The 12,382-nt window shown below is 63.5% G+C and carries 16 protein-coding genes; 8 read left to right on the top strand and 8 right to left on the bottom strand.

Annotation, left to right across the window (positions count from 1 at the left end; all coding sequences use genetic code 11):
• The first annotated feature begins 69 nt into the window (after window positions 1-69).
• From grxC to LT988_RS23990, 3 genes are read left to right on the top strand one after another with little or no spacing between them, the layout of a single operon-like run.
• A complete protein-coding gene (gene grxC, locus LT988_RS24000) occupies window positions 70-363 on the top strand; it encodes a glutaredoxin 3 (RefSeq protein WP_232408026.1) in 294 nt (97 codons plus the stop codon).
• Window positions 356-769 carry an RNA-binding S4 domain-containing protein gene (locus tag LT988_RS23995; protein ID WP_232408025.1) on the top strand — a complete coding sequence of 138 codons (414 nt, stop codon included), beginning with the start codon at window positions 356-358 and terminating at the stop codon, window positions 767-769. The genes grxC and LT988_RS23995 overlap by 8 nt, the downstream gene beginning before the upstream one ends.
• A gap of 7 nt (window positions 770-776) precedes the next feature.
• Window positions 777-1,244, top strand: coding sequence for a hypothetical protein (locus LT988_RS23990; RefSeq protein WP_232408024.1), 468 nt, complete (start codon window positions 777-779; stop codon window positions 1,242-1,244).
• Window positions 1,245-1,324: 80 nt separating this feature from the next.
• On the opposite strand, the gene LT988_RS23985 is transcribed toward LT988_RS23990, so the two are convergent.
• The 4 genes from LT988_RS23985 to LT988_RS25350 form a co-directional block, all read right to left on the bottom strand.
• On the bottom strand, window positions 1,325-1,867 hold the full coding sequence (locus tag LT988_RS23985) for a L,D-transpeptidase (RefSeq protein ID WP_232410647.1): 543 nt from the start codon (window positions 1,865-1,867) through the stop codon (window positions 1,325-1,327).
• Window positions 1,868-1,891: 24 nt separating this feature from the next.
• The gene (locus LT988_RS23980) at window positions 1,892-2,359 is read right to left on the bottom strand and encodes a CYTH domain-containing protein (RefSeq protein WP_232408023.1); all 468 of its coding nucleotides are present in this window, start codon (window positions 2,357-2,359) and stop codon (window positions 1,892-1,894) included.
• A gap of 314 nt (window positions 2,360-2,673) precedes the next feature.
• Window positions 2,674-3,999, bottom strand: coding sequence for a 23S rRNA (uracil(1939)-C(5))-methyltransferase RlmD (gene rlmD, locus LT988_RS23975; protein ID WP_232408022.1), 1,326 nt, complete (start codon window positions 3,997-3,999; stop codon window positions 2,674-2,676).
• 182 nt (window positions 4,000-4,181) lie between these two features.
• Entirely contained in the window at window positions 4,182-4,436 is a 255-nt protein-coding gene (locus tag LT988_RS25350) for a hypothetical protein (protein WP_269752161.1), read from the bottom strand.
• A 317-nt stretch (window positions 4,437-4,753) separates the two neighbouring features.
• Between LT988_RS25350 and LT988_RS23965 the strand changes: the two genes are divergently transcribed.
• Together LT988_RS23965 and LT988_RS23960 are read left to right on the top strand one after the other, a co-directional pair.
• Window positions 4,754-4,996 carry a ribbon-helix-helix domain-containing protein gene (locus tag LT988_RS23965; RefSeq protein WP_232408021.1) on the top strand — a complete coding sequence of 81 codons (243 nt, stop codon included), beginning with the start codon at window positions 4,754-4,756 and terminating at the stop codon, window positions 4,994-4,996.
• Window positions 4,993-5,334 carry a type II toxin-antitoxin system RelE/ParE family toxin gene (locus LT988_RS23960; protein WP_232408020.1) on the top strand — a complete coding sequence of 114 codons (342 nt, stop codon included), beginning with the start codon at window positions 4,993-4,995 and terminating at the stop codon, window positions 5,332-5,334. Before LT988_RS23965 ends, LT988_RS23960 begins: the two co-directional genes overlap by 4 nt.
• A 292-nt stretch (window positions 5,335-5,626) precedes the next feature.
• Here LT988_RS23960 and LT988_RS23955 read toward each other — a convergent pair whose 3' ends face one another.
• The 3 genes from LT988_RS23955 to LT988_RS23945 form a co-directional block, all read right to left on the bottom strand.
• Complete coding sequence (locus LT988_RS23955) at window positions 5,627-7,141, bottom strand: tetratricopeptide repeat protein (protein ID WP_232408019.1); 1,515 nt, start codon at window positions 7,139-7,141, stop codon at window positions 5,627-5,629.
• A 209-nt stretch (window positions 7,142-7,350) separates the two neighbouring features.
• Complete coding sequence (locus LT988_RS23950) at window positions 7,351-7,608, bottom strand: type II toxin-antitoxin system RelE/ParE family toxin (protein ID WP_232408018.1); 258 nt, start codon at window positions 7,606-7,608, stop codon at window positions 7,351-7,353.
• 34 nt (window positions 7,609-7,642) lie between these two features.
• Window positions 7,643-7,867: an addiction module protein gene (locus tag LT988_RS23945; protein WP_232408017.1), complete on the bottom strand. Its 225-nt coding sequence runs from the start codon at window positions 7,865-7,867 to the stop codon at window positions 7,643-7,645.
• A gap of 61 nt (window positions 7,868-7,928) precedes the next feature.
• Here LT988_RS23945 and LT988_RS23940 point away from each other — a divergent pair, with 61 nt between their 5' ends.
• The gene (locus tag LT988_RS23940) at window positions 7,929-8,342 is read left to right on the top strand and encodes a transposase (RefSeq protein WP_232408016.1); all 414 of its coding nucleotides are present in this window, start codon (window positions 7,929-7,931) and stop codon (window positions 8,340-8,342) included.
• Window positions 8,343-8,566: 224 nt separating this feature from the next.
• Here the strand turns inward: LT988_RS23940 and LT988_RS23935 are convergent, their stop codons facing one another.
• Entirely contained in the window at window positions 8,567-8,818 is a 252-nt protein-coding gene (locus tag LT988_RS23935; RefSeq protein WP_232408015.1) for a type II toxin-antitoxin system RelE/ParE family toxin, read from the bottom strand.
• Here LT988_RS23935 and LT988_RS23930 point away from each other — a divergent pair.
• Window positions 8,794-9,339, top strand: coding sequence for a DUF4351 domain-containing protein (locus tag LT988_RS23930; RefSeq protein WP_232408014.1), 546 nt, complete (start codon window positions 8,794-8,796; stop codon window positions 9,337-9,339). The two genes, LT988_RS23935 and LT988_RS23930, sit on opposite strands and share 25 nt — an antisense overlap.
• Before the next feature lie 1,478 nt (window positions 9,340-10,817).
• On the top strand, window positions 10,818-12,347 hold the full coding sequence (locus LT988_RS23925; protein ID WP_232408013.1) for a nucleotide sugar dehydrogenase: 1,530 nt from the start codon (window positions 10,818-10,820) through the stop codon (window positions 12,345-12,347).
• The last annotated feature ends 35 nt before the right edge of the window (window positions 12,348-12,382 follow it).

Raw genomic sequence — 12,382 nt, 5'->3', positions numbered from 1 at the left:
ACGGCGAAGCTTCGCCATCATCTCCAAACCGTCGTTGAACGTCCACCGCCGACTCAGTTGAAGACCGCGATGCCTCATATCACTATGTACACCACGATGATCTGCCCCTACTGCTCTCGTGCGCGGCACTTATTCCAGCGTAAAGGTGTCTTCTTCGAGGAGATCTCGGTCGACCGCGATCGCGAGCAGATGGCGATCATGCGCCGGCGCAGTCGCCGGCATACAGTGCCTCAGATCTTCATCGACGATCGCCACATCGGCGGTTACGACGACCTCGCGATGCTCGATGCACGCGGCGAGCTCGATCCCCTGCTCGTCCCGAGCGATGCGCAAGAGACCGACGCGCGAGCCGCCGATGAGTGAGGATTCCGGCTCGCCGGATAGCGTTCGTCTGGATAAATGGCTCTGGGCGGCACGTTTCTTCAAGACCCGTCATCTTGCTGTCGAGGCGATCAACGGCGGCAAGATCAAGGTCAACGCACTACGCGCCAAGCCAGCGCGGGCGATTGCGATCGGAAACCGTATCGAGATCCAAAAAGGCGGGCTGGTCTGGGACATCGAGGTTCTCGGCCTGAGCAAGCAACGCCGCTCGGCCACCGAAGCGGGCTTGCTCTACCGCGAGGACGAGTCAAGTCGACTCAAACGCCAAGAGATCGTGCGCGAGCGCCGCGACACCGGCGTCGGTGCGGGCGACGGCTCCGGGCGACCCACAAAGCGCGATCGCCGCCTGATTCAGCGCTTTAAGATTCCTACCGATTCAGGGGGTTGAAAGCCATTTGGACAGCGATGCCTTTCGTCGGACCTATCGTGCCATCAACGAGCGCTACTGCGCGTTCGAGAAGGGTATCCTGACCAATCAGTGCAGCTGCTCGGAGGCCCAGAAGTTCTGTATCGCCGAGCGCGAGGGCGTGCACTGCGGCTCCGACGAGGCACAGGAAACCTGCGTCGCCCTGCTCGATCTACTGCGCCAACAGGCCAGATTCGCCCTCAAAGTCAACGAACAGCAGCGCGCTCTGCCGCATGCAAAGGCGATGCGCCTGCAGATCGGGGGGCTGCGGGGCATCGCCGTCGCACTGGATCCGGAGGCGCCTGCCCCAGCCGAGATCGCCGATGTGCGTGACCTGCTCCTTGCCGCCATCGCGCGTTTCGGCGCTCTAGAGCATCTGCCCTTCCCGCAGATCATGCAGCAGATCGCGGCCTACCGAGGGCGTCGAAGGCGGAGAGGGTCCGGCGCTCCCCGATAAAACCGACGAATCCAGAAACAGATGGATAGGGCCAACTTCGTGCCCTTGCTCCAAAGCCGGCTTGAATCGACCCGTCCCGCCTACGACGGGACACCTGCCAAGCGCTCCGAGCCGTCGGGCTCCCCCTCACCCGTCCCGAGAAGCAGGACATGCGTTCCGACAGGCGTGCGATCGAACAACTCGATCAGCTCGAGGCCGTGCATGCGGATGCAACCGTGAGAGCGGGCGACGCTCATCGGCTCGGTCTCCGGGCAGCCGTGGATATAGATGAACCGGCGCAGGGTATCCACGCAGCCACCGCGATTGCGGCCGGACTCGCACCCGGTCAACCAGAGGATTCGGGTCAGGATCCAATCGCGCCCCGGATGCTGCGCGGCGAACGCCTGGTTATAGATCTCGCCGGTCGGTCGACGCCCGCGGAAGACGGTCCCGATCGGGCATCCCTCCCCGATACGGAGGCGCACCCGATGCAAACCCCGGGGCGTACAGCCGCTGCCGTGCTGCTCCCCCACGCCATTCAGCCCGGTCGATACCCGATACTCGCCCAGTCGCCGCGCACCCTCATACAGACCGAGGGCTTGGCGATCGATATCGATCAGGATGTGTCTCGAGCGCCACCACATGTCGTCGTTGAGCTGCACGCCTCTTTACCAATGGCTGAACGGATGGCGCGCCAGGTTCGAGTTGTAGTAGCGCGGGTCGTGGGAGACCTCTACACCCGCCCAATCCGGCAACTCGAACGGCTCGTCCTCGGACGCCAGCTCGATCTCCGCGAGCACCAGTCCGGCGTTCTCGCCGGCGAAGACATCGACCTCCCAGAGATGGCCGCCGCACCGCACCCGATGGCGCACCTTGTCGATGACCGGCAGACTGCTCAAGGTCTCGAGCATGACCCGAGCGTCGTCGATCGGGATCTCGTACTCGAATTCGGAGCGGGTCACGCCGGTCGTCCTGCCCTTGATGGTCAGGAATCCGCGATCACCCTTGACCCTAACCCGAACCGTGGCGCGATCCGCTTGCGCCAGATACCCCTGGAGGATCGACTCGCGGTCCTCCACGCTGTCGCGCCAAGACGCATTCTTCACCAGAAACTTACGCTCGATTTCAAGGCCCATAAACCGTGCCCGGAGTGAAACATGAAAATAGTCAGGGCTCGCAGGCCCCGAGCAACCATAAGCCTCTTCGTCGGCGCGGTTTAATATGGATAAGCGCCGTACGGTAATGGACAAGCGCGGCAGGTTGGACAAGCGCAGCGCAGTCCAGCCCCAACGCAGGGCTCGGTGGACTTCGCTTTCGCTCGTCCACCGGCGCGGGATGACCGCATTGATCCTGCTAAAAAACTCCTGAATCGCGTCAGCTCCGACGAGCCATGGCCGGCCGCCCATGCGCACCGAGCCAGCAGCCTCACAGGTCGCGCCGAAGACGCGATTCAGCAACGCTCGAACAGGGCCATCGACTCCACATGCGCCGTCTGCGGGAACATATCCATCACGCCCGCCGACACCAGCCGATATCCAAGCGCATTCACGAGTCGGTCGGCGTCGCGTGCAAGGGTCGTCGGATAGCAAGACACATAGAGCACCCTCTCCACCCCGAGCCTCGGCAGCCAGTCGAGCACCTCAAGGGCGCCGCTGCGGGGCGGATCCAGCAGGGCCTTGGTGTAACCCTCGCGCGACCAAGGCTCCTGATCGAGAGCGCCATAAAGATCAGCCGTATAGAAACGTGCGTTCCCGATCTTGTTCAAGATCGCGTTCGCCTCTGCACGCGCCACCAATCCGGCATCACCTTCAACACCGACAACGGCTTGGGCCTGACGGGCGAGCGGCAAGGTGAAGTTGCCCACGCCGCAGAAGAGGTCCAACACCCGCTCGTCTGACTGGACATCCAGGAGTGCGAGCGCCTGGTCCAGCATTGCTCGATTCAGCTCCAGGTTGACCTGGGTAAAGTCGGTCGGCTCGAACTCAATCCGAAGATCGTAGCGCGGCAGCTCGTAATGCAGGCTGATCCCCTGACCCGGCAGCGGCCGGATGCTCTCCGGTCCGGCCTCCTGAAGATAGATGTGGAAACCCTCGCTCTCCCCGAGCGCCTCGAGCACGCCCAAGTCCGCCGCACTCGGCGGGCTCAAGGCGCGGAACACCAAGACCGGCGGTGTGTCGCCCATCGCCACCTCGATCTGGGGTACCTGCTCGCGGATGCTCAGGGCATCCACCGCAGCCCCGATCGCCTGCAGATGCGCTCCCACACTCGGGTGGAGCACCTCGCAGCGGCCGATGTCGGTGATGAAGGCATTGCCCCGCTCGCGAAAACCCACCAGCGTTCGGCCCTTCTTCGCCACATGGCGCACACCGAGCCGCGCCTTGCGCCGGTACCCCCAAGCACCCGCCGTCAAGGGCGCGAGCCAAGTCTGCGGGGTGACCTTCCCGATGCGCGCGAGCACGTCCGCAAGACTGTCCTGCTTGGCGCGAATCTGGGCGCTCGCCTCCATGTGCTGCAGGCTGCACCCCCCGCAGACGCCGAAATGGGCACACTTGGGCAGCACGCGCTCCGGCGACGCCCTTAGCACCTCGACAACGACACCTTCGTCGAAGCGCCGCTGGATCCGCGTATAGCGGAAACGCACACGCTCTCCCGCCAGCGCACCGTCGATAAAGACCGCCTTGCCGTCGAAGCGCGCCAATCCGCGCCCCTCGTGCGTGAGACCCTCGATCTCGGCCTCGACAGCCTCCTGCGGAAGTGGTTTGCGTTTTCTCGACACGGACTGCGTCTCCATCCGACAGATTCGATTGCGTAGGCAACCGCTGGATAACAAGTGATCCATCTTAGCCCCTCTCCCATCGCGGGAGAGGGGTTGGGGAGAGGGGGAGAACGAACCGGGATAGCTAAGTGGTTTCTGAACCGTGACGAGGTCGGCCGATCGGATCCGAGACCCCCTCACGTTCAGCCGATCGCGCGCGTCGCCGACATCCCCCGGCAAGGATACCCTGGATCTCGGGTAGGCCGAACACCCAGCAAGCGAAAGCGGATGGTGCTCATGGCGGACCTCGCGATGGGGGGCTGCATCCAGGCGGGCAGCCGAGTCGGATCCAGGCTCGCTCCGACCTTGAGGAAGCGGATCAGCAGGTCGCGATGGTCGTCGGACCCGAACAGGGTCTTGAAGACGCAGTCGACCTTCGGATCGATGGGGCGGTGCATACGAAGAGTGTATTGGTCGACCGGGGCATTGAGAAGGCGGGCACCGAACTCCGTCGCAAGCGTCGGTCGGCATCCCCGTGCCGACCCGGCTGCACGCCAGGGCAGCCGAAGCGTGGCCAGTGGATCAACGCAAGGTGTGCCGCGGATGGACGATCCTCGGCACGGCCGGGTGCCTAAAAAAAACCGTCCCCTTTTCCCACTCAGAGATCAGTCGCGGCAGAAACAAATCCGTCCCTTTTTGGTTTCGTTGGGTTGCAGCACCGTGAGCGACAGTAGCGCTATACTTTGGCAAATTTTGCTAATCTGGAGCGAACACAATGGCCACGATGAACATCTCCCTGCCGGACGAACTGCGCGACTTCGTGAATGAACAGGTCGCCGAGTCCAGTTACACCAGCACCAGTGAATACCTTCGCCAGCTGATCCGCGAGCACCGCGAGGTGGTGATGTTTCGCAAGCTCATCGACGAGGGCGCCGGTTCGCCGATCGAAGGCATCTTCGACAAGGGCTACTTTGACGACCTACGTGTCCGCGCAAAAGGCCGGACGAACCAAGAGTGACGGGAAAACCACTCATCCGCCGCAAGCGAGCCCGAAGGGATCTGGAGGAAGCCGCCGACGACTATTTCGCCGAGGGCGGCGAGGCCTTGGAGTTGCGGTTCATCGACGCCATCGAGCACACACTGAATCTCATCGCCGACAGGCCCGCAATCGGTTCGCTTCGCTACGCCCACGCACTGCAACGCAGCGATCTGCGTTGCTTCCAGGCAAAGCGATTCCCATACCTGGTCTTCTATATCGAGTTCCCGGATCGGATCGATGTGCTGCGCATCCTGCACGGCCGTCGAGACATCCCTACGAACTTGCAAGAGGCCAGTGGGGATGACGACGATTTTTGAGCCTTCCGAACCCTGCTCCTGTTAGGCGAACATCGTGGTCTGTTACTGAGGGATCCAGACCCATCTTTCCACGCAGTCGACCGCGTGCAAGGAGATGCAGGCAGACGCGGGGGCAGAAATAAATCCGTCCCCTTTTCCCGTTTCAAGGTACTCGTGGCGGACCTCATGATGGGGGGCTGCATCCAGGCGGACAGCCGGGTCGGATCCAGCGTCTCCCCCATCTTTCAGGAATTCTAGCCAGGGGCCGTCCCCCTTTTGCCAGTCCCTGTCGAACTTGACCCGCTGCGCACGCTCACTCCGAATCAAGCATTGCACGCGCCTCGTCGATGCCCTGAAAGGGAGATCCCGCCTCGACAGCACTCGTCAAAAGGCGCTTGCCCTCTTCCGTGCGACCCACCTTGAGGTATGCCATGCCGAGATGGTACTGGCGTCCTGGGGTGGGCTCGGCGATGTCGCGCGCCTTTTCCATCAGGCTGACCGCGCCGTCGTAGTTTCCGCTCAGATACTGAACCCAACCGGCGGTATCGAGAAACGCGGCCTGATCCGACGACGCAAGGCGCTCCGTCAGCGCCCGCGCGCGCTCCAAGTCCTCCGGATTGTCGGCGCCGCGCTCGACAAGCAGCATCGTCAGGTTATTGGCCGCGATGTCGGCCGACGGGAATCGATCCAACACCTCCTCGTAAAACCCGATCGCCCCGGCCGCGTCCCCGGCCTCGTGCGTCATCATCGCCAGCATCAACAGCAAGTTCGGATTGCGGCCGGTCGGCTCGAGACCGGACTCCAGCGTGGCGCGTGCAGCCTCACGCTCACCGTCGGCAATCTGCAATTGCGCGAGCCGCTGATAGGCCGTGGGCGAAGCAGGCGCACGCTCGATTGTTGAGGCGTATTGACGGCGGGCCTGATCCCCTTGATCGGTCGCCGCGTACACCTCGGCGAGCAGATCCATGGCGACGATGTTGTTCGGCGCGGTCTCAAGCAACTGCGCGAGGCGCTCCTGAGCCTGTTGAGGCTGCTCCAACGCGACATAGGTCCGCGCGAGCGCGACCAAGGGTTCCGCGGCGTTAGGGTTTTTGGCCAGCGCCAGCTCGAACTGCTCGATGGCGGCTTCCAGATCGCCCTGTCGCTCCAACACGACGCCTTTCAGGTAATAGCCAAGCGGATGATCGGGCCGCGTGGTCAGGGCCTGCTCCGCGGTCTTCGTCAGCGCGCCCAAGTCCTGCTGGCCGAGCTGCAGTCGGGCCAGCGCGGTCTGCGCGTCCGGATCGCTCGGTACGGCTGTGAGCAAGCGCTCCAAGACCTGCGCCGCGCCGTCGACGTCACCCGCGTTCGCACGCACGCCGGCGAGCTGCAGATAGGCCGCCGGTGCCGTTGGAGCAACCCTGATCGCCTTCTCCAGCGCGTCCTGCGCCAACGCGAGATCATCCCGCAGCAGGTTAGCCTGGGCCATCAAACGCAAGGCGGCGACCGATTCAGGCTCGTTGCGGAGCAGCACGCGCAGGTCGGCGATCGCCTGATCCGAATCCTTTCGTAGCAGCGCGATACCGGCACGCACCAGCAGGGCATCGGCGTTCTCGGCATCCTCGGCGAGTACCGCTGCATCCAAATCGTTTAGGAGCCCACCGTGATCGAGAAGGCTGCGGTCGGGTGCGAACTCGACGAGAAAGTCCACGTCACTCGCCTGCTGGGCTTCGCCACGGGCGACCGAGCCAAAGACGCGGACGTTATGCGCAACCCAACGGCGAGCGACGCGAAGAATGTCTCCGCGTTGGGCTCTGAGTGCCTGCATCGTGATCCTTTGTGCGCTCATTCTTCATGCCTTGTTCCCCGGGTACGGGGCAAGCTTGATGCAGCGCCGCTGGAGTTGCAACTCGGCGGAAAAGCAAAAATAGCAAAAAGGCAGCTGGGTGGCCGCGGGTGATTGATCCCAGCGGTTCCTGTGCGGTTTCGGCGGCAGTTTACTCATCTCGCCGCAGGAGAATCCCGCCTTCTGAGTTCGAGCAGCGCGCCTTTTTCTACTCATCCATTCGCCCGCTGCCGCCATATCTCGGGATCGCGCTTCAGGTGCATGACGGCGACGACAAGGATGCGCTCGGCCCGGTTCTGGTAGAGGATTCCGTAAGGAAACCGGCTCACGATGCAGCGACGCGAGCGGGCGGAGAACAAGGGCCAGGCATCCGGGAATGCGCCGATACGCTCGAACGCGGACCGAACCTCCTCGGCAAACTCGTAGCCGAGTCCCGGCCGCTCGGCGTTGTATCGATCGACCGCGTCCACGAATCCCGCTCGGCGCAGGAGAGGACGCGGACCTTCACGGGCGATTGATCCGTGCGAACACGGCCTCGGCGGAGTCGTCCGTCAGCTCCCCGGCGTCGAAGGCATCGATCCGGGACTCGGCCTCAACCCTCCAAGCGTCCGCGATCCCCTCGTCGGCCTTCGGATCGAAGCTTCGCAGGAGTGCGTCGATCAGCTCGGCGCGCTCCATCGCGGACAGGCCAATGGCCTCATGTAGAACTTTCCGTGCCGCCGCAGTCATCGGGAATTCTCCGGACGAAATAACCAGACGCCGCTAATTCTACAGTCCGAGGGACATCAAGGTGTATGCCTTCTGCCTGATGTCGAATCATGGCCATTTGATCGTGCAGCTCGGCGAGGCGATCGCGGATCTGGGGCGGCTCATGAAACACCTGGCCGGGCGGCAGACGCGCTTCGTCAACCGTCAGGCCGTGCGAACCGGCACGCTGTGGGAAGGGCGCTACAAATCCCGTCCGATGGAGACCGACGCCTACCTGCTCGCCTGCTGCCGCTATGTCGAGCTCAACCCGGTGCGTGCGGGGATGACCGAGACGCCGGCAGCCTATCCCTGGTCGAGCGACCGATGGCACGCCGGCGAAGCCGAGGCCGGTTGGCTCGACATGGACCCCTGCTACGCCGCCTTGGGATCGACCCCCGAGGCGCGGGCGGCGGCGTATCGGGCCTTCGTGCGAAACGCGATTCCGAAGGACGAGTGACGAGTGATCCGCGAGATCCTGCAGCATGGTCACTCACATCACTTCTCCGACGGTGAGGTCCATCTATCCTGACACCGGGGGGCTCCGATCCTTTCGGCATCCGCCGGGTCTCGACGGGGCGCTGGCGGGACAGATCGAGGCCACAGCCACCCCGCCGCCAGTCGCGTCGGGTAAGCGGCAGACTCGCCGCCGGCAATGCCGGCGACGCGACGGTGCTTCCGGGGTCACTCTTCGACGTGATCCGGCCACTGCCGGGCACCGTGATAGACACGCAGGATTTGCATCTGATCGCCGCTGACCTGGTAGGGAACGATGTGGGCGGTTCCGGGGATAGCCAGCTCGCGCGTGCCGGGGACGCGGCCGGGCCTGCCGATGTGCGGAGCGTCCTCGAGGTCCGTGATGCGACTGCGAAGTCGTTTCAGCAGAGCGCGCGCCGTGTCCGGGTTGTCGCTTGCGATGTAGAGAAGGAGAAACAAGCAAATGCCATGAATCAGGCATCATCGACTGGTCGCGCGGCTTCGAGTTTCTCGACAAGGAGCTGCAGAAGGTCACGCGCCGCGACGAGGTGTTGAGTCTCTATGCCTTCATCGACCGGGTGATGACGTTGCCCGAGCCGTTGGAGGACGACGACCATCGGGCCATTCAAGCCATCGAAGAGGCTGAGCAGATGCGATACGTCACCACGGCCGAGCGAATCGGCATGCGCAAGGGGATGGAGCGGGGGTTGGAGCGCGGGTTGAAGCAAGGGCTAGAGCGGGGTCTGGAATCCGAACGTGCCTTGCTGCAGCGCCAGGCTCGGCGGCGCTTCGGAGATGCGGTCGCCGAGCGCGCCGCTGTTCTGTTGGCGCTGATTCGGGCGCCGGAGACCCTCGAGCAGCTCGGCGAAGCCCTGCTTGATGATACCGACGGCGAGGTCTGGTTGACGGCGGTGCAGGCACAGATGGAGCACTCGGACGATCGCATGGATGCCGCGGGAGATGCATCGCCGCGGGCATGAGGGTTCAGTCCCTCTGCAACGCTGCCGGATGAGTGCCAGTCACAGGGTCGCGTCACGGAGTCGGGTCTTGGCTTGTGAGGAGAGATCCCCGCAGGCGAAAGACTGCATCGAGCGTGCCAATAACCAGACATTGCTGCGACTCGGAGGCCGAGGCGTGCATCTCTCGCGGCCAGACTGATCACCGGGGCTGGCCTCTGTTGAGGATGGTCATTCGAACGCCACTGCCGTGACCGCATCAACGATCAGTGACGTCTGTGCTTCGAGAGGCGAGAGGGGGCGGCTTTGGTCGCCCGACCCAAAGCTGCGAGATACCGCGAAGCGACTAAAGTCGCCCCTACCCCGCATCCCCCGCCTCTGTCTGTCGGGAAACAAACCCCCTTTTAACCCTGCTATTCGTGCGGCCACCTGGCGTCTTTTGCGCTCGCCATCGGCTTCTTTTCGTCATATTGCGACGGCAAATGACCGGCTTGTGGACCGTGCCGCGACGCCGATCGTGCCGATCAGATCGCATAAATTAGTTTCATTAATTCTTTTAATAATCTGTTTACTATAAATCTTATCTTTTAGAAAGTCCCGCATCAAGCCCGATACGCGACATGGCACACTCTTTGATGAGAGCCTGTAGCGGACCAGCACACACCGATAACGTGTGCGATCGAAACCTCGACCGCACACGCGAGAGGCTCGACCGGGTCCATATAGGGCGCACCGAAGATGCTTCGGCATTCGGTTCCGTCATCCGGGCTGTCGAAAAGAGGCGGCCGAACGAGCGCGCGCAGTCGTGGACTTATCTCGGCGGCGCGCAAGGATGCTTCTCGTGAAAGCCAACATCAGCAACGGGCCGATCTGGCCATTCATCTTCGGTACCTGTATTGCGCTTGCTGCCCCGATGGACGCAGCAGCGGACCTCGTCTCACCGGAGCTGTCGACACATACGCCGGACCTAGTTCTTCTCGCGGACGGTCCTTTCGAGATCGATCCGCAAGGTCACTACCTCAACGTCCACTCGCTCACCAGGGCCTTCTTCGCTGCGAGCTTCGGGTCGACGAGTCCACCCCAGAGCTCGGGAGCCAGCGGCTCGGGCGGCGGCGCTGCTTCCGGCGGAGGCGGCGGGGGCGGAGGTGGGACGGCTGCAGAGCAGCAATCGCTCGAGACACGCACCGAGCCCCCAGCTGCATTGCCCTTCCCGACCGTTATCGGGGGGCCTGAGATACCCAGGACTTGGGCAACCGAGCCCGTCACGCCGCCCGGCGCCGGTGTACCGCAGATTCCAATCCCGTCAGCGGCGGTCTTATTCGGATTCGCGCTGCTCGGGCTCATTGGATTCCGCCTCCGAGCGCCGCAAAAGCGGTCTTGAGCACGCAGACCTCTCCAAGCGACGAGCCGTTCATGGCATCGCCTCCGACGGCCTCTTGTGAGATAGTCTCGCCGGGCACACGGTATGATTGTATCCGCCGATCTCGTTGGAGTATGCCTCAATGACGGACCATCTTGCGCACCTGAAGACCCCTGAAACCCCGCTTGCGATCATCGGCCTCGGCTACGTCGGCCTGCCGCTCGCCGTGGAGTTCGCCAAACACCGCCCCGTGGTCGGCTTCGACATCAACCAAGCCCGCATCGCCGAGCTGCGTGCCGGTCACGACAGCACCCGCGAAACCTCCTCGGAGGATCTGGCCGCCGCGCGTCACCTGACCTACACCAGCGATCTGGACGCCCTGCGACGCTGCCGCATCTTCATCGTCACCGTGCCCACCCCGGTGGACGACTACAAGCGCCCCGATCTTACGCCGCTCATCAAGGCCTCCGAGACCGTCGGCCAAGTCCTCAAGCCCGGCGATCTGGTCATCTACGAATCCACCGTCTACCCCGGCTGCACCGAGGAAGACTGCGCCCCCGTCTTGGAGCGGCATTCCGGGCTTCGGTACCTTTCGCCCCCCTCTCCCCAGCCCTCTCCCGCGAGGGGAGAGGGAGTTCACCTCCCCTATCCCGCGAGGGGAGAGGGAGTTCACCTCCCCTATCCCGCGAGGGGAGAGGGAGTTCACCTCCCCTATCCCGCGAGGGGAGAGGGAGTTCACCTCCCCTATCCCGCGAGGGGCGAGAACGCTGATCTCCGCTCTCCCCTCGCGGGAGAGGGGCCGGGGGAGAGGGGGCATCAAACCAACATCTTCCACCTCGGCTACAGCCCCGAGCGCATCAACCCCGGCGACCGCGAGCACCGCCTCACCACCATCAAAAAGGTCACCAGCGGCTCCACCCCCGAGATCGCCGCCATCGTCGATGCCCTCTACAACGAGATCATCACAGCCGGCACACACCCCGCCAGCAGCATCCGCGTTGCCGAGGCGGCCAAGGTCATCGAGAACACCCAGCGCGATCTCAACATCGCCCTAATGAACGAGCTGGCCCTGATCTTCGGCAAGCTCGGCATCGACACCCTCGAAGTGCTGGAAGCCGCCGGGAGCAAATGGAACTTCCTCCCCTTCCGCCCCGGCCTGGTCGGCGGACACTGCATCGGCGTCGACCCCTATTACCTGACCCACAAAGCCGTCGCCATCGGCTACCACCCCGAGGTCATCCTCGCCGGGCGACGCATCAACGACCGCATGGGCGCCCATGTCGCCGAGACCGTGGTCAAGCTCATGCTCAAAAGCGGCATCGGTGTGTGCAACAGCCGCATCCTGGTCCTGGGCCTTGCCTTCAAGGAAAACTGCCCGGACCTGCGCAACACACGCGTCATCGACATTATTCAGGCCCTGCGCGAATACAACATCGCGGTCGACTGCTACGACCCCTGGATTGACCGTGAGGAAGCCAGGCACGAGTATGGCGTCGAGTGCCTCCCGGAACTTCCGGTGGAAGGCGCTTACGACACCATCATCCTCGCCGTCGCTCACCATGAGTTTATCGATCTCGGCGAGGCCGGGATCCGGCAACTGGGCCGGCCGGGGTCGTTGCTCTACGATGTGAAATCCGCCCTCCCCCGGTCGGCCGTCGATGCACGGTTGTAAGTGTTCAATCTCAGCGTACGACGGTCCGGGATGAT

The organism is Thiocapsa bogorovii (assembly GCF_021228795.1).
Lineage (GTDB): Bacteria > Pseudomonadota > Gammaproteobacteria > Chromatiales > Chromatiaceae > Thiocapsa > Thiocapsa bogorovii.
Note: the sequence above shows the minus strand (reverse complement) of the source record. Positions and strands in the feature narration are given on the sequence as shown.

Bases quoted from the DNA above. Each gene is read 5' to 3' on its own strand.
- LT988_RS23985 (WP_232410647.1), bottom strand. From the start codon at position 1,867: ATGTGGTGGCGCTCGAGACACATCCTGATCGATATCGATCGCCAAGCC.
- LT988_RS23925 (WP_232408013.1), top strand. From the start codon at position 10,818: ATGACGGACCATCTTGCGCACCTGAAGACCCCTGAAACCCCGCTTGCG.
- LT988_RS23945 (WP_232408017.1), bottom strand. From the start codon at position 7,867: ATGACTGCGGCGGCACGGAAAGTTCTACATGAGGCCATTGGCCTGTCC.
- grxC (WP_232408026.1), top strand. From the start codon at position 70: ATGCCTCATATCACTATGTACACCACGATGATCTGCCCCTACTGCTCT.
- LT988_RS23995 (WP_232408025.1), top strand. From the start codon at position 356: ATGAGTGAGGATTCCGGCTCGCCGGATAGCGTTCGTCTGGATAAATGG.
- LT988_RS23980 (WP_232408023.1), bottom strand. From the start codon at position 2,359: ATGGGCCTTGAAATCGAGCGTAAGTTTCTGGTGAAGAATGCGTCTTGG.
- LT988_RS25350 (WP_269752161.1), bottom strand. From the start codon at position 4,436: ATGCACCGCCCCATCGATCCGAAGGTCGACTGCGTCTTCAAGACCCTG.
- LT988_RS23955 (WP_232408019.1), bottom strand. From the start codon at position 7,141: ATGAGCGCACAAAGGATCACGATGCAGGCACTCAGAGCCCAACGCGGA.
- LT988_RS23965 (WP_232408021.1), top strand. From the start codon at position 4,754: ATGGCCACGATGAACATCTCCCTGCCGGACGAACTGCGCGACTTCGTG.